Source organism: Spirosoma lituiforme (genome assembly GCF_054776635.1).
Window position 1 is genome coordinate 25,627 of sequence record NZ_BAAHBO010000003.1, and the last position, 18,765, is coordinate 44,391.

14 protein-coding genes are annotated in these 18,765 nt (G+C 51.0%); 5 read left to right on the top strand and 9 right to left on the bottom strand.

The window, feature by feature from the left end:
- Window positions 1-108 precede the first annotated feature (108 nt).
- The 4 genes from ACYU87_RS12375 to ACYU87_RS12390 all read left to right on the top strand — a co-directional run bounded on the left by ACYU87_RS12375 (window position 109) and on the right by ACYU87_RS12390 (window position 4,617).
- Complete coding sequence (locus ACYU87_RS12375; protein WP_461134400.1) at window positions 109-1,221, top strand: HlyD family secretion protein; 1,113 nt, start codon at window positions 109-111, stop codon at window positions 1,219-1,221.
- 26 nt (window positions 1,222-1,247) lie between these two features.
- Window positions 1,248-2,828, top strand: coding sequence for a DHA2 family efflux MFS transporter permease subunit (locus ACYU87_RS12380; RefSeq protein ID WP_461134401.1), 1,581 nt, complete (start codon window positions 1,248-1,250; stop codon window positions 2,826-2,828).
- Between the two features lie 81 nt (window positions 2,829-2,909).
- Window positions 2,910-4,241: a TolC family protein gene (locus ACYU87_RS12385; RefSeq protein ID WP_461134402.1), complete on the top strand. Its 1,332-nt coding sequence runs from the start codon at window positions 2,910-2,912 to the stop codon at window positions 4,239-4,241.
- A 145-nt stretch (window positions 4,242-4,386) separates the two neighbouring features.
- Complete coding sequence (locus ACYU87_RS12390) at window positions 4,387-4,617, top strand: acyl carrier protein (protein WP_461134403.1); 231 nt, start codon at window positions 4,387-4,389, stop codon at window positions 4,615-4,617.
- Window positions 4,618-4,676: 59 nt separating this feature from the next.
- Here ACYU87_RS12390 and ACYU87_RS12395 read toward each other — a convergent pair whose 3' ends face one another.
- From ACYU87_RS12395 to ACYU87_RS12415, 5 genes are all read right to left on the bottom strand, one after another.
- Window positions 4,677-5,387: a 2-phosphosulfolactate phosphatase gene (locus ACYU87_RS12395; protein ID WP_461134404.1), complete on the bottom strand. Its 711-nt coding sequence runs from the start codon at window positions 5,385-5,387 to the stop codon at window positions 4,677-4,679.
- A 103-nt stretch (window positions 5,388-5,490) separates the two neighbouring features.
- A complete protein-coding gene (gene gcvT / locus ACYU87_RS12400; RefSeq protein ID WP_461134405.1) occupies window positions 5,491-6,597 on the bottom strand; it encodes a glycine cleavage system aminomethyltransferase GcvT in 1,107 nt (368 codons plus the stop codon).
- A 58-nt stretch (window positions 6,598-6,655) separates the two neighbouring features.
- Window positions 6,656-8,110, bottom strand: a complete 1,455-nt coding sequence (locus tag ACYU87_RS12405; RefSeq protein ID WP_461134406.1) for a TonB family protein — start codon at window positions 8,108-8,110, stop codon at window positions 6,656-6,658.
- A gap of 81 nt (window positions 8,111-8,191) precedes the next feature.
- Entirely contained in the window at window positions 8,192-8,833 is a 642-nt protein-coding gene (locus tag ACYU87_RS12410; protein WP_461134407.1) for a deoxyribose-phosphate aldolase, read from the bottom strand.
- Between the two features lie 95 nt (window positions 8,834-8,928).
- The gene (locus ACYU87_RS12415; protein WP_461134408.1) at window positions 8,929-10,779 is read right to left on the bottom strand and encodes a pseudouridine synthase; all 1,851 of its coding nucleotides are present in this window, start codon (window positions 10,777-10,779) and stop codon (window positions 8,929-8,931) included.
- A gap of 262 nt (window positions 10,780-11,041) precedes the next feature.
- Between ACYU87_RS12415 and ACYU87_RS12420 the strand changes: the two genes are divergently transcribed.
- A complete protein-coding gene (locus ACYU87_RS12420; RefSeq protein WP_461134409.1) occupies window positions 11,042-13,012 on the top strand; it encodes an acetoacetate--CoA ligase in 1,971 nt (656 codons plus the stop codon).
- A gap of 110 nt (window positions 13,013-13,122) precedes the next feature.
- On the opposite strand, the gene ACYU87_RS12425 is transcribed toward ACYU87_RS12420, so the two are convergent.
- From ACYU87_RS12425 to ACYU87_RS12440, 4 genes are all read right to left on the bottom strand, one after another.
- A complete protein-coding gene (locus tag ACYU87_RS12425; protein WP_461134410.1) occupies window positions 13,123-13,674 on the bottom strand; it encodes an RNA polymerase sigma factor in 552 nt (183 codons plus the stop codon).
- A 500-nt stretch (window positions 13,675-14,174) separates the two neighbouring features.
- Complete coding sequence (locus ACYU87_RS12430) at window positions 14,175-16,628, bottom strand: 3-hydroxyacyl-CoA dehydrogenase/enoyl-CoA hydratase family protein (RefSeq protein WP_461134411.1); 2,454 nt, start codon at window positions 16,626-16,628, stop codon at window positions 14,175-14,177.
- A 126-nt stretch (window positions 16,629-16,754) separates the two neighbouring features.
- Window positions 16,755-17,225, bottom strand: coding sequence for a MarR family winged helix-turn-helix transcriptional regulator (locus tag ACYU87_RS12435; protein WP_461134412.1), 471 nt, complete (start codon window positions 17,223-17,225; stop codon window positions 16,755-16,757).
- A gap of 178 nt (window positions 17,226-17,403) precedes the next feature.
- Complete coding sequence (locus ACYU87_RS12440; RefSeq protein ID WP_461134413.1) at window positions 17,404-18,660, bottom strand: peroxiredoxin family protein; 1,257 nt, start codon at window positions 18,658-18,660, stop codon at window positions 17,404-17,406.
- Window positions 18,661-18,765 lie beyond the last annotated feature (105 nt).

Genomic DNA, 18,765 nt, shown 5'->3' on the forward strand with positions numbered 1-18,765 from the left:
TTGGTTTACTTTTGTGCAACAATAGTCCGATAGCCGGGGCGCCGGAGCGATGACTATTCTTTCAGTTCTCTACCTCAACGCAGCTATGACCCAAACAGTACTGATTCTATGGCAACTCTAACAACAGAAATGGAAACCTCAGCAGAGAAAGACGGCATAAAAACGTATTTACCTCGCATCATTATTGCTCTTGTCGTGTTGGTCGGCGGCTACTTTGGCTACAAGGCCTTCGTCCACAGTCAACAATACGAAACAACCGATAACGCTCAGATTGAAGGCAATTCGGCCCCCGTACTGGCCCGCGTAGCCGGCTATGTAACGTCCGTCAACGTCGACGACTACGCAAACGTCAAACGGGGTCAGCCGCTGGTCACGATTGATCCCCAGGAATACGATGTGGCCCTGGCGCAGGCCGAAGCCGATTACCAACAGTCACTGGCCGACCTCGAAAACGCCCGTGCCGATGTACAGAACGCCCTGGCCAATGCGCGTAACGTCGCCCAAAACGCCCGCGTCGCCCAATCGAATGCCCAGGTGCAGGCCGCCCGGCGCGACAAATCGCGGCAGGACTTGCAGCGTGATCAAAACCTGTACAAAGAGCAGTCACTGACGAAGAAGCAATTGGAAGACACGCAGAACAGCGTTGAGGTTCAGTCACGCCAGTACGATGCCAACGTCGAGCAGATCAATCTTGCCAAAACGTCGCAGGGCGTCGCGCAGGCCGGAATTGCCAAAGCGCAGGCGAATATTCAGAAAATTCAGGCAGTCCTCAAAGTGAAGCAGGCCGCTATCGACAACGCGAAGTTACGCCTTGGCTACGCCCGGCTTGCCGCCCCAATTGCTGGTAAGATTGGCCGTAAAAACGTCGTGGTGGGTCAGTACGTACAACCCGGCCAGAACCTGTTCACGATTGTGGCCGACTCAACCTTCTGGGTAGTGGCTAACTTTAAAGAGACTCAGCTGGAGAAAATGCAGCTTGGCCAGGCGGTTGACATCAAACTCGACGCTTATCCTGATCTAGACATTAAAGGGCGCGTTGCTTCGCTTTCGGACGCCACGGGTGCTAAGTTCGCGCTGCTGCCTGCCGACAATGCATCGGGAAACTTCGTTAAAATCACCCAGCGTGTGCCGGTAAAAATTGAAATTCTGAATCCGGAAAAATACAAGAACCAGCTGCGGGCGGGCTTGAGTGTCGATGCTGAAGTACGGGTAGCCAATTAAGCCACGCACCAGGAACGGGAAGCATTATGTCTCAACCAACAGGATTTCGCCGGTGGATCGTGGTCATCACGGCTATTTCAGCGGCTATCATTGAACTGATCGACACATCCATCGTGAACGTCGGCCTGACCGACATTGCCGGGAACCTCGGCGTCACGATTGAAGATGTCTCGTGGGTGGTAACAGCCTACGCGATTGCCAACGTTATCGTTATTCCGATGACGGGCTTTCTACAACGGTATTTCGGGCGGAAGAACTACTACATCGGCTCCATCATTCTGTTCACCGTCGCGTCGTATGGGTGCGGTTTCGCAGATAGTTTATGGACGCTGGTTGCCTTCCGTTTCCTGCAGGGAATTGGTGGCGGAGCCCTCCTGTCTACATCACAGGGGCTGATGTTCGATGCGTTTCCTCCCGCGCAGCGGCCGGTTGCTTCGGCACTGTTCGGTATGGGTATCGTACTGGGTCCGACGCTGGGCCCGACCCTCGGTGGGTACATCATCGACAACTACCACTGGAGCTGGATGTTCTACATCAACGTGCCGATCGGTATTGTTGCTGTCTTACTAAGTTCTGCGTTTATCGACAAGAAAGAAGATGAGCTGAATATTGACCGCAAAAGTATTCCCATTGATCAGATGGGAATACTTTTGCTGGCCGTTGGTATCGGTAGTTTGCAGTATGTGCTGGAACGGGGCGAAGCCGACGACTGGTTCGACAGCAAGGTAATCATGTGGCTAACCGTGGCGGCTGTCATTGCCATTCCGGCCTTTATCTGGTGGGAACTGCGCGCCACCAAAGACCCGGTAGTGGATCTGCGAACGTTCAGTAACCGCAACCTATCAATTGGCTCTATTCTGATGGTCGTTATCGGGTATGGCCTGTTCACGTCTGTGCTGCTATATCCGCTGTTCGCCCAGCGGATTGTTGGCCTGACGGCTACCCAAACGGGTAAACTGCTGATTCCGGGGGGGCTGATCACATTGCCAATGTTCGCACTGGCGGGCCGCATGCTGGCCAAAGGCGTATCGCCCAAGATTCTTGTCATTATCGGTTACGTTGCCTTTGCGAGCTTTTGCTTTATCATGTCAACGTATAACATGAATGCCTCAAACGGCGACTTTATTACCGCGCTTATCATTCGGGGAATTGGGCTTGCCTTTGTGAACGTACCGCTCATCAACCAATCCGTTTCTACGCTGGAACCGCGCCAGTTGCCAACTGGTATTGCAATCGTTAACATGATGCGGCAGGTTGGCGGAGCCTTCGGCGTAGCCATTACAAACACGTACGTTACGCAGCGGACAGCCGTGCACCGGGGCGATCTGGTATCGAACCTGCAACCGGGCGATATGCTGACCATGGAGCGGCTTAATGCCATTACGCAGGGACTGATCGCCAAAGGTGTCAATGCGTTCGATGCAGCAACGGGAGCGTATAAAAATATGGATCTGATCATTTCGCGGCAGGCACTTATGGTTTCCTACCTGGACACATTCAAGTTGGCAGGTTTGTTTTTTGTGGTCACGTTTCCACTCCTATTCTTACTCAAAAACAAAAAGATGGATGCCGCAACTGCCAAAGCAGTTGCTGATGCAGCCCACTAATACAGGATGTTAACCGGTGGGTTGATCTTGCTCGTCAAGCCAGCTGATACCACCGACTAAACCTCTTAAACTTTATTTGCTATGACTCCAAGACTTCTTACTATAGCCTTGCTGCTAACGCTGGGTGCGGCTCAGGCGCAGAACCAGCCGGTGCAAGTATCCGACGATCTGCGCGCGCTGGTCCAGCAGGCCAATGCGAATTTTCCAAACCTGAAACAACAGCAGCAACAGATTCAGGCGAGCGAATTACGCATCGACATTGCCCGGACGGCCATGCGACCTAATGTAAATGGAAACGCATCGTATCAGTACGTAACCCCCGTTGCCAAGGCTACGCTGCCCATTGACGGGGTAAACCGGACGCTGCAATTTCAGCCTAATCATAACCTGAACGCAAATATTGGCGTCGGACAAACAATCTACGACTGGGGGCGCACGAATGCCTCGGTAAAACAAGCGGCCGACAATGCACAGGTGCTGCGTCGCGGATTTGAGATTACGCAGCAGGCACTGGCCTACCAGGTAGCTGCGGCTTACTATGGCGTAGGCTTTCTGCAACGGAGCCTGTCGGTACAGGATTCGGTTATCCAAACTGCCGGTGCCAACGTTCGGCTCCTGACGACTCGCCTACAGAATGGCGATGCCTTGCAGTATGACGTACTCACCCAGCAGGTTCGGGTAAAAACGGCGCAGAACCGGAAGATTGAAATTCAGAATCAACTGGAGCGCCAGCTTGCCGTGTTAACCTACCTGACGGGCAACGCTAACCCGGATATCAGCCGGGCCATGAGTCAGTTCAATGCAGAAACATCCAGCGGTACGGTTACGACTCAGCCCTACCTGATCACGGACGGGCAGTCGGCTTTGGCCAGCAACAAGGATGTGCAATTAGCGCAGGATCGCGTTCGGCAGGCCGAAACCGACGTTCTGATCTATGACCTAGCCAGCCGCCCAAATATCAGCTTCTCGGGCTCGGCCGGTTACCGCAACGGCTATTTACCCGACATCAACACTCCTCGTTTTAACGTTGCCGCGGGTGTAGCACTGACCGTACCCATTTATGCCGGCAAACGGTATCAGTTGCAAAACCAAGCCGCTCAACTGAATCTGAACGCCAGCCGCTACGCCGTCGACAACGTGAATGCGCAGCTAAAACAGAGTATCGCCCAACTTAACGCCGACATTCGCAGCAACCAGACCCGGCTGGCAAACCTCGAAACGCAGGTACAACAGGCACAGCAAGCCCTTCAGATTGCCAATGCCCGCCTGCGAAACGGCGTTATCACAAACGTTGAATTACAAAGTGCCGAAGTAGGTGTAGAAGAAGCCAAGTTAGGTCAGCTGAATTTTCAGTACCAACTGATGCTTAATCAACTGGAATTAAAGCGTTTACTAGGAGAGAGTCTGTTTTAGACTAGCTTTCTGTTTAGCCATACCGACATCAGGCACAAAACCGACGGGTATTAAAGTATGTTAAAAATGCAGTCGTGTATATACTAAACGGCAAGGCGGAAGGATTCTATACAAAAGACACTGGTTGATAAACAGACAACGCATTATGAAAAAGCGAGTGATAGGAATTCTGAAAGAATTTGGTGTACAAGAGTCGGCGATAACGGATCAAACTCATTTCTCCCGCGATCTGGGTCTGGATAGTCTGGATTCCGTTGACTTGATCATGCAACTCGAAAAGGAATTTGGCATTCGCATTCCTGATGAAGACTACGAAAAACTAACGACCATGCAGGGCGTATTGACCTATCTGGAATCGGAACAGGCAACAGCCTGATTTCATGATGGCCCTAACCAGAAACGGGAGACGAATTCGTCTCCCGTTTCTGGTTAGGGCTACATCTGCATGCTCACCAGCGCATTGCCCCGAAGTACGGGAACAACGTCGTAAAGGTCGTGTTGCAGGCAATAGGTTATGTCTTTCTGAATACCCAGCCGCTGCAGTCGTCGAATGTGCGACGAGTTGGAGAGATAACTGGGTAAATTATCTTTCCCCTGGCAATAGAGCCGCCACGCCATAACCGCGCTATCTTCAGCCATCGCGTAGCTGTCTTTCAACCGTTCCACGAGAGCGCCCGCAAAAAGCGTATCTTCCATGTTGACGCGCCCTTTCCATCCGGCACACAACACCATGACGTCATATCGTTCCGATTTCAGAAATTGAACAATTGCCTCCAGATTCAGGAACGAACCAACCAGTACCTTCACCGCAGACCGTGATTTAGTAATAGCCAGGGTACCGTTGGTGGTGGTCATGGCTACGTTAGCTCCCCGGATACGTTCATCCATATAGGTAAACGGCGAATTGTCCAGCTCAAACCCGTCTACCTTTCGGGCATTTCGTTCAGCAGCCGCCAGGTACCCGCGCTCCCGATAAAGCTGGCACTCTTCAATGGTAGCCACCGGAATGATGCTGTTTACGCCATAGGCAAAGGCTGTTACCATGCACGAAGTAGCCCGGAACACGTCCGCAACGACAACAATTGTGTTTTCGACCTTGTGCAGATGCAGTAGATCGGGCGTTAAGCAAACGTCAATTTGTTTCATAAGTTTTCTTGTCATGCTGACGAAGGAAGCATCTCAGAATAGCCAAGGGAATCTGGCAGGAAAATTCAAGATGCTTCTTTCGTCAGCATGACAAAAGAGTAAGTTATTTTTTCACGAAAGGAGGCTTAATGACCTGTGCTTTTAGCAATCGGTCACGAACTTTAACAAAAATCTCAGAACCCGGCTTGCTGAACGCAGTCTGAACGTAGCCCAGCCCAACGCCTTTGCCCAACGTGGGCGACTGCGTACCCGACGTTACCTCACCAATGACCGCACCGGCCGCGTCCGTAAGTTCATAGTGACCGCGAGGAATACCCCGTTCCAGTAACTCGAAACCAACAAGTTTACGTGGCACACCCTGTTGCTTTTGTTCTTTCAGTACATCCGCATCAATAAAGTCATGGGTAAATTTTGTAACCCAGCTCAGTCCCGCTTCAATGGGCGATGTTTCGTCGGTGATGTCATTTCCGTAGAGGTTGTAGCCCATTTCCAGACGGAGCGTATCGCGGGCGCCCAGTCCGATAGGCTTGATACCAAATGGAGCGCCAGCCTCCATAATGGCCTTCCAGACGCCTTCAGCCTGGTGATTTGATACGTAGATTTCGAAACCACCGGCTCCGGTATAGCCCGTTGCCGAGACAATGACGTTGGCATAACCGGCAAAATCGGTTTTCTCGAACGTGTAATAGTCCATCGAGTCCAGATCAGCGTTTGTGAGCGGCTGAAGCGCTTTGGCAGCCAGCGGACCCTGCACGGCAAACAAACACATTTCGTCGGATACGTTCACCATGGTGAGTGGTGCACCTTCCTGATCAAAGTCGGCTACGTATTGATTAATCCAGTTCCAGTCCTTGTCGATGTTGGATGCATTGACCACCAACATGTATTCCAGCTCACTGATTCGGTACACCAGCAGATCGTCGACAATACCGCCCCGCCCGTTTGGCAGGTAGCTATACTGCACTTTACCATCGAACAAGATGCTGGCATCGTTGGCCGAAACACGCTGAATCAGACCCAGCGCACCCTCGCCTTTGAGGATGAACTCGCCCATGTGCGAGACATCGAATATGCCAACGCCATTGCGAACGGTATTGTGCTCATCGAGGTCGGAGGAGTAACGGACGGGCATCTCAAAACCCGCAAATGGCACAATTTTCGCGCCTGACTGTTGGTGAATGTGATGAAGAGGAACTTGCTTAAGCGACATGAACAGAGGGGTTATCCGGCAAATTTACCGAAAAACGTGGGTTTCCGTGGCACCCCGTTTAGTGTAAGCTGAAATTAATGGGCAGGTTATATTTAACGCGAACTTTCTTACCCCGCTGGACTCCGGGAATCCATTTGCCGCTCATGCTCTTCACAACCCGTACGGCTTCTTCGTCCAGGTCCGGATGAACACCTTTTAGCACGTCATAATCACACAATATCCCGTCGGTACACACGACGAAAGTCAGGAACACTCTTCCCGATATATTGGCTTTTTGCGCTGTGACAGGATACTGGAGATTACTGGATAGAAACTGGCCTAACCCTTGTATGCCCCCGGGGAACTCTGGCTGCTTTCCCAGATCCGTGTAGCGAACGGTATCTGCACCCGCCGTTATGGCTTTTCCACCCTGGCAAATTCCATTATCGTAGGTTTCTTCATAAAAATAAGAGCCGTCCCCATAGCGCCCTGTCCAGACGCCCTGCTTAAACCCATTCTGATAGGCCCCTTCTTCAAGAAACGTTGTGTACCGGCTTGTGTCACGGTACGACTCCCGGCGTGTCAGGTAAGTAGCCCGTCCGTTGCCTTCCTTTATCATTTGACGGCCCGCACTATCCCAAAGCGCAACTACCTGCTCCGGGTCGAGGGGCGTCAACGCTTTGAGGGGGCTGACGGTCTTTAGTTGTTTAATCTGGCCATTCGCATACCACGACGTAATCACCGACTTTTCGGGCAGCACCTCTCTTTTTTCACCCACTATGCCATTGTTGTGGTAGCAAATTTGCGTACCCACTTGCTTTCCTTCTTCGTAGTTACTCTCTGCCAGTAACTTACCTATTTTATCGACGGTGTAAACAGGGCCATTCAAATCACGAACAGCGCTTTGGCTACCAATCAAATAACGGGAGGCACCCGTTGAATTAACCTGGCTATTGCTTTTCCGCACAAATGGATTCCGATAATCTTCAGCCCATCGTTTGCCTGATTTCTTGAATACGACGACATCACCGCTTGGTAACCCAGTGGTATCGACAGGCGTTACCTGCTTGTAGGCAGCTCCACTACTATCTGGAACAGGACGTCGATTCGCATCGAAAAAAGCAACGACAGCGCCGTCCCGGAAGCTAAATGGTGCGTTGGCCTTGAAAAATACGGGAATATTTACCTCCTGACGGACGGGCTTTCCGTCTTTATAAGCGGGTTTCCAGGCATTGAAAAGGTTGAATACACGGCGGGCTTCGCGATCACAATCCGGACGGAAGGAGTTCAGATTTTTTACGTCCGTTACGCGGCCATCTGGCTCAACAACTGCGCTTATACTTATCCGCCCGCCATCGCCTTTTGCCTGAGCAGCGATAGGTTTGCGCAGATTCGCCTGAATAAACGTAGTCAGGTACTCCATGCCACCGCGGGGCACGGCAGCGCTATCCACTTCAAATCCTTTGTAAACGACCTGTTGCGCCAGGGCGGAATGAGCGACGAAAAGGATAACCAGACTTGCAAGATTACGCATGAGCCAGCATTTCATAGCGAGACGATACTTAGATCGTTCGAAATATATGAAAATGGCTACGTGTAGTCAAAGGGTAGTTAGTTACAGGAATAGATGCCTCATAGACAGGCGCTCTACCCCTACTGCAACCAGGGCTTCCAGCTGAGACTCCGTCGCGTTATCAGCAACGATCTTAACCCCAACGGATTTCGGAACGAGCCGACGAAAGTGCTGGGCATTCTCGAGCGAGAAATCAGTGGTCAACGCCCCGGTGGCGTTTTTAATAAAATCAGCGCCGGCGTCGGCCGCCAGCTTGATTGTCTTCTGAATCTGCTCCTGATCGAGCAGCGAGGTTTCCAGAATAACCGTAAAAAACGTTTCCTGCGCGTGGACCAGCGCGACTAATTTGGCCAGCTCGATCTTCAGCCAGACGGACGTTGACGAAAACAGGGCCGACGTATTTAATACTACTTCAATTTCACTGGCCCCGTCGCGCAGCGCCCACTCGATTTCGGTTTGCTTGGCTTCCGTACGCTGGTACCCAAACGGAAATCCAATGACGGTTGACAAGACGGCCGGATGCGTTTCGCCCAGCTCGCGCCTGAATTTTTTCACCCAGAAGGGAGCAACCGTCAGGCCAGCCATACCCAACTGCGTGACCTCATCGAGCGCGCTGTACTGCTCGCCAATGGTCACCCCAGGATGCAGCAATATCCGTTCGATGTAGGGGAAGAGGTGGTTCATAAAATGAAAGAGCGAAAGAACGAATGAGTAAAAGAGCGACTAACTAACTCAGTGTTCAGCGCTCTTTCACTCATTCGTTTTTTCGCTCTTTAAAGCTACGCGTTAAGATACTTCAGCTTTACAACCTCTTTTGGATCGAGGAAGCGCCATTTGCCGCGGGGTAGTTCTTTCTTGGTCAGGCCGGCATACGTAGTACGATCGAGTTTGGTCACTTCATAACCAAGACTTTCGAATATACGACGAACAATGCGGTTACGCCCCGAGTGAATTTCAATACCAACCACGTAACCATCGGGCGTCACGATACTGACTGCATCGGGCTTAATGGGGCCATCTTCCAGTTCGATGCCTTGCTTGATGGTGTTCAGATGCTCTTCCGTGATGGGTTTATCTAACTCAACCTGGTAGATTTTGCGGATGTTGTTCGATGGGTGCGTCAGCTTGTCAGCCAATTCACCATCGTTTGTTACCAGCAGTAAACCCGTCGTGTTACGGTCCAGACGACCGACCGGGTACATCCGGAAATTGCCCGCATCGGCCACCAACTCCATCACGGTTTTGCGGTCTTCGGGATCTTCGGTAGTCGTGATATAGTCTTTGGGCTTGTTAAGCAGGACGTATACGAACCGCTCGGGATTCAGCACTTTCGTGCCATATTTAACCGTATCACCTTCTTTAACTTTATAGCCCATCTCGGTTACGGCGTTGCCATTGACCGAAATATCACCTCTGGCAATAAGCTCGTCGGCTTCCCGGCGCGAACAAACACCCGAATTGGCGATGTAGCGATTCAGGCGCGTCGTTCCGGGTGCATCATTGTGATCCGACTGGCGTTTTTCATCCGGCCGATTTCGTTTAGCCGTATCGGCTGCGCGGGTTTGCTCCAGGTTGTAATCGGGCGCTTTCGTATAATTACCCGTCCGCCGATCACCGGATTCTTTCCGCTGCTTACCCGTAAAGCGGTTCTCGCTATCCTGGTCGGTGCGTGGCCTAGCCTGATCATCGTTGCCAAACCGATTCCGTTCATCGGCTTCACGGCTAAAGCCACCAACCCGTTTGAAGGCCGGTTTGTCGGATCGGCTGGATCCGCCATCGCGCGAGAAACGGGCTGAGCCCGTGCTGCGGCTGTCACTTCTCCGATCAGTCGAACGAGAGGAATCATCCCGGTTTATGCGGGGGCGACTACCATCCTGAGGGTCTTCCCGTTTCGGACGGTCACTACCGAACCGATCAGTGCTGCGGCCGCGGTCGTTCGAAGAACGGGGCGAATCGGTATCCCGGTTACGCTGGTCCGGACGGTCTTCCCGGTTGAAACGGGGTGTACTAACTGGTTTATCGCTACGAGGTCCGGCACCGGCTGGTCGGTAAGTACGATCATCGCGGTTGAACCGAGGACGATCGCCATCAGCAGGCCGATTAAATTTTGGGCGATCATTATCCCGGGCACCACCGCTGGAACGGTCATTATCGGTTGGCCGGTTGAATTTTGGGCGGTCGTTGTCCCGACTGAACCGAGGGCGGTCCCCATCGGCAGGGCGGTCAAATTTTGGGCGATCACTCTGACCACGCTCGAAACGGGGTTTATCACTACGTGGTCCGTCAGTACGTGGTCCGTCACTACGGTTGTTGTCACGAGATCCGGCGGGCCGGAAAGGTCGGCTCGATGATCCGGCGCCACGGGAATCTGAATTACGCGATCCACTGGTCCGATCATCCCGATTGAACCGGGGCCGGTCGCCATCAGCGGGCCGATTAACTTTCGGGCGGTCGTTGTCCCGACTGAACCGGGGGCGATCATCGCTCCGGTTTGTATTGGCGCGTGATCCCGTTGGACCACTCGTGCGGGCGTCATCCCGACGTCCGAATGAACGACCGTCCCGCCGTTGCGGATCACCATCACGGTTTGGTCTACCTCCCCGATCGTTCTGTTCTGAATCTTGACTCATGGAATAATACAGTAAATCAGATTTTATTTTTATCAATCTGACTGATTGTCAGCATAGCTGTTACTAAAAAATACAAAATGGGCTGCAAAGGTAGGTCTTTTGGAGATAACCCGCCTATGGCTGCTTTGTTGAAACGCTTTTTATCGTAAAAACAATCCACAGAAGCCCTCAGTCGTTAGTCAATACCGAGCGATCGGTACTGTTTTTTTGACCGTCACCGTGCAAGCTCCTAACATTCCTCATTCTATCGAAAACTACCTCTATGTCCCGACCAGCTTTAACGCCCCTCTATACACCCAGTAAAACCGCTATCGGACAGTCGCTTTTAAAACGTTACATGGACTGGCTCTTTGTCAAGAAGGGCCTATACTTTCGGGATTACGACGATTTATGGGATTGGTCGGTAACGGATTTAGAGCATTTCTGGGAAAGCATCTGGCAGTTCTTCGATGTTCAGAGTCATACGCCCTACCATCAGGTAATTTTCAGACCGAACAAAGCAGACATGATTGGCGTAAGCTGGTTTTCGGAGGCAACCCTGAATTACGCCGAACATATTTTTCGTCATCGAAGCACCCAGCGCCCGGCCATCCTGTTTGCTTCCGAACGGCAACCCGCGGTGGCAAGCCTATCCTGGGAAACGCTGGAACGGCAGGTAGCCGCGATGGCGGCTTTTTTACGTCAGCAACGGGTGGGGGTTGGTGATCGCGTGGTGGCGGTACTGCCCAATGGGCCCGAAGCCGTGGTTGCGTTTCTGGCCACAAACGCCGTTGGTGCCGTCTGGTCAAGCTGTTCGCCCGATTTTGGTCTGTCCGGAATCGTTGACCGGTTTCAGCAGATTGAGCCAAAACTTCTGCTGGCAGCCGACGGCTACAGCTACAACGGTAACGTATTCGACAAAACGGAATCCACGCGGGAACTGCGTGACCAGTTGCCTACTTTGCAGCACGTGATTTGGATACCCTGCATTGATCCGAAAAGTGAGTTAACCGGTGCAACGAACTGGCAGGATGTGCTGGATACACCAGCGCCCGACGGGCTGACGTTCGAACCTGTCCCCTTCGCCCATCCAATCTGGATTCTTTACTCGTCGGGTACCACCGGCAAACCCAAAGCCATTACGCACAGCGTTGGCGGTTGCCTGCTCGAACACCTTAAAGCCCTGGGACTGCATCAGGACGTGCGCGTTGGCGATCGTTATTTCTGGTATTCGACTACCGGCTGGATGATGTGGAATTACGCCATTGGCTCCATGCTCGCCGGAGCCACTCTTGTCCTCTACGACGGAGCGCCGGGCTACCCAAATTTGAGCGTACTCTGGAAACTGGCCGATACTGCCCGAATCAACCATTTCGGCAGTGGAGCGGCTTATTATCTGGCTTGTTTGCGGGCAGGACTACGGCCCGTTGATACCGTAAACCTGAGTCATTTACGAACCATCGGCTCAACGGGATCACCCCTGCCACCCGAAGGCTTTCGCTGGATTTATGAGTCCGTGAAGCCAACCGTCTGGTTAATTTCGCTGAGTGGCGGCACCGATGTATGCAGCGGTTTTGTGGGTGGTAACCCGCTACTACCCGTTTACGAAGGTGAGATTCAGTCGCGGTTGTTGGGTTGCAAGGTAGACGCTTTTGATGAAAATGCCCGGCCTGTTCGGGGCGAGTTAGGCGAAATGGTCATCCTGGAGCCAATGCCCTCCATGCCTGTTTATTTTTGGAATGATCGCAACAACGAACGATACCGAAAAAGCTATTTTGATGACTACCCGGGCATCTGGCGGCACGGTGACTATATCCGCATTACGGAACGGAACAGCATTATTATTTATGGTCGCTCCGATGCTACCCTCAACCGGGATGGCATTCGAATTGGCACCAGCGAAATTTACAACACGGTCGAGAGCCTGCCCGAAATAGCCGACAGTTTGATTGTGGGGCTGGAGCAGCCCGGCGGACAGTACTTTATGCCCTTGTTCGTGGTACTGCACAACGGCTTTTCCCTAACCGACGAGCTGATTGCGCACATAAAGCAATCGTTACGGCATCGGCTCAGTCCACGGCATGTGCCCGATGCAATCTACGCGATCACCGAAATTCCTTACACAATCAGCGGTAAGAAGCTTGAAACGCCAATCAAGAAAATTTTATCCGGTGTAAATGCCTCACTGGCCACCAGCAAAGATACCCTTCGCAATCCGGCCTCACTGGATCAGTTCACGAATTTTGTACGGTAATCATTTCTTCCGCCAATCCCTTTTTTGCCGGATTTAAACCAGCATCGCCAGCAAGTCAACTTGCTGGCGATGCTGGTTTTTTCTGATTTGTTTATGAAGCGACTGATCATTTATACCGTATACATTTTCTCATATAAATGATTGATTTTATCACGGCTTCGTTTGAGCCGCATTTTCACGGTACTCTCTTTGAGATGGCATAATTCGCTGATAGCGGCAATGCTCATGCCATCTTCGTATTTGAGTTTCAATAAATTCTGCTCATCTATGGAAAGCGTCTCCATGGCCCGATTTACCAGATAGAGCGTTTCTTCGTGCATCTGCTCTTCCTTTGATTCGGCAACATCATGCTTAAAGTCGTCGTCCATACCCGTCACCTGAAGCCGCCTGGCCAACCGAATCTGATCAGAACAATAGTTGAAAGCGATCGAGTAAAGCCAGGTTGAAAAGCTTGATCGCTCCTGAAAGGCATCAAGTTTATTAAATACCTTCAAAAAAATATCGTGGGTAAAATCTTCGGCTTTCAACGGATCTTTCGTCATTGATAGACAACGTCTATAGACTTTGTTCACATAACGATTGTAAAGAGCTTCGAAGCAATGCGAGGGCTGACTGGTGAGGTACTGACGAATCATTTCTTCGTCACTAAGTGGTACATTCATTTCGCTTTATGGGTTAGTTTATTTACAGAATAGGGTAATTTCTGTTAACAAATAAAGCAAAGCATTATATATTCAGTTTCAATTTTTTATTGTAAATATATTAAGTGGCGTAAATTTTAAGTTGTTGCCCTTTTTTTTCATTTAGAATAGTCAAATAGTACAATTTATAATATACTTATAGTATTCTAACAATATAAATATCACTGATATTTTGCAATCAAGCGATAATAATTAACTATCTATTAACTTTAATTACCTTATTATATATACCTATTTCAAGCCGTATAAAGTCTTTTAAATCTATATCTTTGACTATTAAAACACTTATAATCAGTAATATATAGTTAAAAAGCTTATACTATAAGCTGATCACTATCGCTTCTACCCACGTATCAATAACATTTTTTTTGTAAACAAAAAGTGTCTTATATTCCGAATTAATGTATGCATTCGGAATATAAGACACTTTTTGTTTACTACTAATGATTGTATCAACTCATCTAATTACGCAATGGCTTGCCACCCGTCAACAAGCTTTGAATTCGCTCCAGCGTCTTTTTTTCGCCAGTAAGTGAGAGAAACGCTTCACGCTCCAAGTCAAGCAAATACTGCTCCGAAACAACTTGCGGTGCACTCAAATCACCTCCGCAAATAACGTAAGCCAATTTGTCGGCAATCTTCATATCGTGATCTGAAATATACCGACCCATGCGCATGGCGGCTATACCCGCCTTGAACAAGGCAATACCCGTTTTGCCCTGTACCTTAATGTCAGCGCGTGGCTTGGGCTGGGTATAGCCATTATCAGCCAGTTCAATAGCCGCCTGCTTGGCCTCAGCCAGTAACCGACTGCGGTTAAGCACAATTTGATCAGTTGGCCGTAGGTAATTCATTTCATGGGCCTCCTGCGCCGACGTAGATACCTTGGCGGTGGCAATGTTCATGAACGCACTCTGCAGGATATTTAGCTCAGGGTCACCGGTTTGGTAAAGGTCCGATGCCCGGGCCGCCATTTCTTTTGTGCCCCCACCGGCTGGAATCAAGCCGACGCCAACCTCTACCAGACCAATGTAACTTTCGGCATGAGCCACTACCCGGTCGGCGTGCAGCACCGCTTCGCAGCCGCCCCCCAGCGTCAGTGTATGAGGGGCCACAATGACGGGCACGGATGAGTAGCGCAACCGGGCAATGAGTTTCTGGAACTGGGCAATCATCAGATTGACTTCGTCGAACTCCTGCTCAACGGCAAACATGAATAGTGTAGCCAGGTTAGCCCCCGCCGAGAACGCTTCGGTAGAGTCGTTGCCCACTACCAGGCCCCGAAAGTCTTTTTCGGCCATCGCCACGCCTTTCAATAACGCTTCGGATACACCCTGCCCAAAGGTGTTCATTTTGCTCCGGAATTCGACGTTCAAAATCCCATCGCCAAGATCATAGATTGAGGCATCGGCGTTTTTCCAGATAACCTTATTGCCGGGACCGTCCCCCCGGAGATTCTCCAGAATCGTGAATTGCTCCACCCCTGGAATTGCCTGGTAGCTTTTCGTCGGAATATCGTAATACATCCGCTTACCGCCCTCAACCTTATAGAAGGAATCGAAGCCCGCGCCGAGCATATCATATACCCATTGGGCGGGTTTCTTGCCCTGTGCTTCGATCATGTCGAGACCAGCTTTTAGCCCAATGGCGTCCCAAGTTTCGAACAAACCCAGTTGCCAGCCAAAACCAGCCGTTATAGCTGCATCAATCCGGTAAAGCTCGTCCGAGATTTCAGGAATGCGGTGTGTGGCATACGCGAAACCATCCGCAAATGTTTTGCGATAAAATTCCCCTGCTTTGTCTTTTCCGGCAACCAGTACCGGGAAGCGCTTTTTAAGGTTGTCAATCGCTTTTGTCCCATCGAGCGTGACAAAACGAATACCTTTCTGCGACGGTTTATACTCGAACGTATTCAGGTCCAGAGCCAGAATCTGCGTCTGTCCCGCCGAGTCTTTCGTTTTCTTATAGTACCCCTGGCCGGTCTTGTCACCAAGCCATTTGTTTTCCATTAATTTCTGCACGGAGGTCGGCAACTCAAAACTAGCCCGCGACTCATCGTGCTCCATGCTAACCAGATTGCCCGCCACATTGACGGTTGTATCCAGCCCCACAACATCCGACAACCGGAACGTACCCGATTTGGGCCGCCCCACCACCGGACCCGTCAGTTTATCCACTTCCTCAACGGTTAAACCAAGCTCCTCGGCCACGCGAATCGTCTGAATCAGGGATTGAATACCAAGCCGGTTGGCAATAAAACCAGGGGTATCTTTGCACAATACGGTCGTTTTACCGAGGTACAAATCCCCATAATTCATCAGAAAATCAACAACGGCCGGATCGGTATCTGGCCCCGGAATGATTTCGAGCAACCGCAAATACCGGGGAGGGTTAAAGAAGTGTGTACCGCAGAAATTACGGCGAAAATCATCGCTTCGGCCTTCCGCCAGCAGATGCATCGGAATCCCGGATGTATTAGACGTAATAAGCGTTCCGGGTTTGCGAAACTGCTCAACGCGCTCATAAACAGTTCGTTTTACGTCCAGTCGCTCCACAACAACCTCAATCACCCAATCGTACGCAGCAATCTCCTTGAGGTTATCATCAAAATTACCCAGCTTGACCCGCTCCGCAAATTTAGCACTGTACAACGACGCCGGACTAGCCTTCAGCATCGTCTGAAAAGCGTCGGTAACAATCCGGTTCCGCACGGCCGGGCTGGCGGTTGTCAGCCCTTTTGCCTGTTCGGCGGGGCTGGGTTCTTTCGGAACGATATCCAGTAGTAAAACATCAGCGCCAATGTTGGCGAAATGAGCAGCAATGCGCGAGCCCATAATGCCCGACCCCAAGACGGCTACGCGCCGGATCGTACGGTTTTTTGGTTGGGTCCTGGGTTTTTCTAAGGTAGCTTCCATGCGTTTTCGTTTACTCGATCAGAAATGCAGACAGACGGATTGGGGTGGAATGGTCTAACCAGAAAGCCGATACTCATTCGCCTTATCCGTGTTCTATCGTTTGGGTTTAATTAGGGGCTTACTCGATCAATCCAAGGGCAATTCTTCCGGCTCGCCCGCTTTAATCTTACTATTTTCTTCTTCAACCAGCTTGTTGATGTCTTTCATCACCTCAAAAAAGATGACTAGTTTGTCGAGGGGAATTTTCTCCCGGATCATGTTATTAAACAGAATGACTCCATCGCGGGCCATCTCCCGTTTTGCTTTTCCCTCCTCGGTCAGGTAGATACGAACAAACCGTTTATCATTTCCGTCTACTTCCCGCCGAATCAGACCGCGCTCTTCCAGGCTTTTCAGCATCCTGACCAGCGACCGGGGCTCCATGCCCAACAGTGGTCCTATTTTGGTAGCGGGGGTACCTTCGTCGAGGTCAATGTTCAGCAGTACGTAGCCAATCGCCATCGTAATACCGAAGCGGGAGGCATTGGCATTGTACATGCGCGAAATGGCATGCCAGCCCCACTTTATGTGAAAGTCAACGGTCTTTTCCTTTTTCATGGTTGATGTCATCCTGTTCCCTTCTGGACGTAAATCTACCATTTTTTTTGAAATTAGTATGCGTGCATACTAATAAGTAAAGACCGGGGTTTGTTCGATTCATCTGATTCTTGTGATTAGCCTTATCGGCGCAGAAAATCAAGAAAATCAGGTGAATCGGACAAACCCCGGCGCTCCCTTACTCAGCCAGCAATTTATCGACCAGCCGGTTAAATTCTTCGACGTACTGATCGTAATACTTACCCGTACCAGGCCCCGAGAAGCCCGTATGAATATGCCGTACCTGCCCTTTTTTGTCGATAAAAATGGTTGTTGGGAAAGCAACAACGGCGTTCAGCTCCGGTAACGCTTTGGAAGCCTGCGCTTTATCGTTTGTACCGGCCAAAACAACCGGGTAGTCTATGTTGAACCGTTGTTTCATGCGTTCAATTTTCGGTCCCGACTCGGCCATATTCGGCGACCGCTCAAACGAAAGACCCACCAATTCGACACCGCGTTGCTTGTTCCGCTTGTACCAGGGGCTCATGAAGTTGGTCTCGTCCATGCAGTTGGGGCACCACGACCCCATGATCTGCACGATGGTCACTTTGTTTTTGAACCGGGGATCCGTATTCGAAACTATTTTGCCGCCCGGTTCAGGAAACGAGAAAGTGAGTGTTTTGGCACCCGGCTTCAGGTACGTTAGCTTGGCCGGATCGGGCAGGTCGGCCTTTGGATCAAGGCGAGCCACCCAGGATTCGTAGCCTGATACACCAGCCCATTGCCCGCCGGTCAGCGTTCTAGTAGCCGCATCGTAACCGGCCTTAAACAGATAGAGATGCGACCCGTCGAAGCAGGAAAGAAACAGACTATCGCCCACGACGTTGCCGTCCAGATAGCGGTAATCGCCCGTAGGGGTGAGAAACGTACCGCTCAGTTTGTTTCCTTTTTGAGCAAACACACCAACGGCATTGACGGTATCTACTTTACCCGTTTTGCTGCCGAAATTAGTTGCCCACGTACCGGTAAGGTTAGCTTTTGGGGCCGGTTTGCCTTCTGTTTTGAACCGATACGTCAGCCCCTGCTGCGCGTCGAAGGGTAAGGTTTGCACCTGTTGGGCTGTCCGGCGCCGACGCCATTCGCCCCGCAACCGATTACCGTCTATCTTTGCCACTAATTCCGACTCAAATAAAGACATTGGTATTCGAATTGAGTCGCCCTGTACCGTAGCGGGGTCCATAGGCAAGCGTTCATTCCCGTTGATGGCGAAAACGGAATAAGTCCGGGCGTCGCCCTTCATTGGCTGAATATCGAGTCCGAACGGTAACTCACCGCCTTTGGTTTTCAGAACAGCCCGGTACAGGCCAGGCTTTACCGTTGCCGGGGTAGATTGACCAGAGCAGGCAGCGGGCAATACCAGCAGCGACATGGCGGCCAGAGAGAGAAGGTGTTTCATAGTTTTCACTAAATGCAGGATGCAGGTTGTAGTTGGTAAGCAAGTATACGTTTAAATGCGGACATACACCGTTTACTGACTGAGCGTCAACGTCCAAAATAACGA

Excerpts from the sequence above, each read along its gene's own strand:
- ACYU87_RS12390 (WP_461134403.1), top strand. The coding sequence starts at position 4,387 with ATGAAAAAGCGAGTGATAGGAATTCTGAAAGAATTTGGTGTACAAGAG.
- ACYU87_RS12415 (WP_461134408.1), bottom strand. The coding sequence starts at position 10,779 with ATGAGTCAAGATTCAGAACAGAACGATCGGGGAGGTAGACCAAACCGT.
- ACYU87_RS12395 (WP_461134404.1), bottom strand. The coding sequence starts at position 5,387 with ATGAAACAAATTGACGTTTGCTTAACGCCCGATCTACTGCATCTGCAC.
- ACYU87_RS12405 (WP_461134406.1), bottom strand. The coding sequence starts at position 8,110 with ATGCGTAATCTTGCAAGTCTGGTTATCCTTTTCGTCGCTCATTCCGCC.
- ACYU87_RS12375 (WP_461134400.1), top strand. The coding sequence starts at position 109 with ATGGCAACTCTAACAACAGAAATGGAAACCTCAGCAGAGAAAGACGGC.
- ACYU87_RS12385 (WP_461134402.1), top strand. The coding sequence starts at position 2,910 with ATGACTCCAAGACTTCTTACTATAGCCTTGCTGCTAACGCTGGGTGCG.
- ACYU87_RS12420 (WP_461134409.1), top strand. The coding sequence starts at position 11,042 with ATGTCCCGACCAGCTTTAACGCCCCTCTATACACCCAGTAAAACCGCT.
- ACYU87_RS12425 (WP_461134410.1), bottom strand. The coding sequence starts at position 13,674 with ATGAATGTACCACTTAGTGACGAAGAAATGATTCGTCAGTACCTCACC.
- ACYU87_RS12440 (WP_461134413.1), bottom strand. The coding sequence starts at position 18,660 with ATGAAACACCTTCTCTCTCTGGCCGCCATGTCGCTGCTGGTATTGCCC.
- ACYU87_RS12430 (WP_461134411.1), bottom strand. The coding sequence starts at position 16,628 with ATGGAAGCTACCTTAGAAAAACCCAGGACCCAACCAAAAAACCGTACG.
- ACYU87_RS12435 (WP_461134412.1), bottom strand. The coding sequence starts at position 17,225 with ATGAAAAAGGAAAAGACCGTTGACTTTCACATAAAGTGGGGCTGGCAT.
- ACYU87_RS12410 (WP_461134407.1), bottom strand. The coding sequence starts at position 8,833 with ATGAACCACCTCTTCCCCTACATCGAACGGATATTGCTGCATCCTGGG.
- gcvT (WP_461134405.1), bottom strand. The coding sequence starts at position 6,597 with ATGTCGCTTAAGCAAGTTCCTCTTCATCACATTCACCAACAGTCAGGC.
- ACYU87_RS12380 (WP_461134401.1), top strand. The coding sequence starts at position 1,248 with ATGTCTCAACCAACAGGATTTCGCCGGTGGATCGTGGTCATCACGGCT.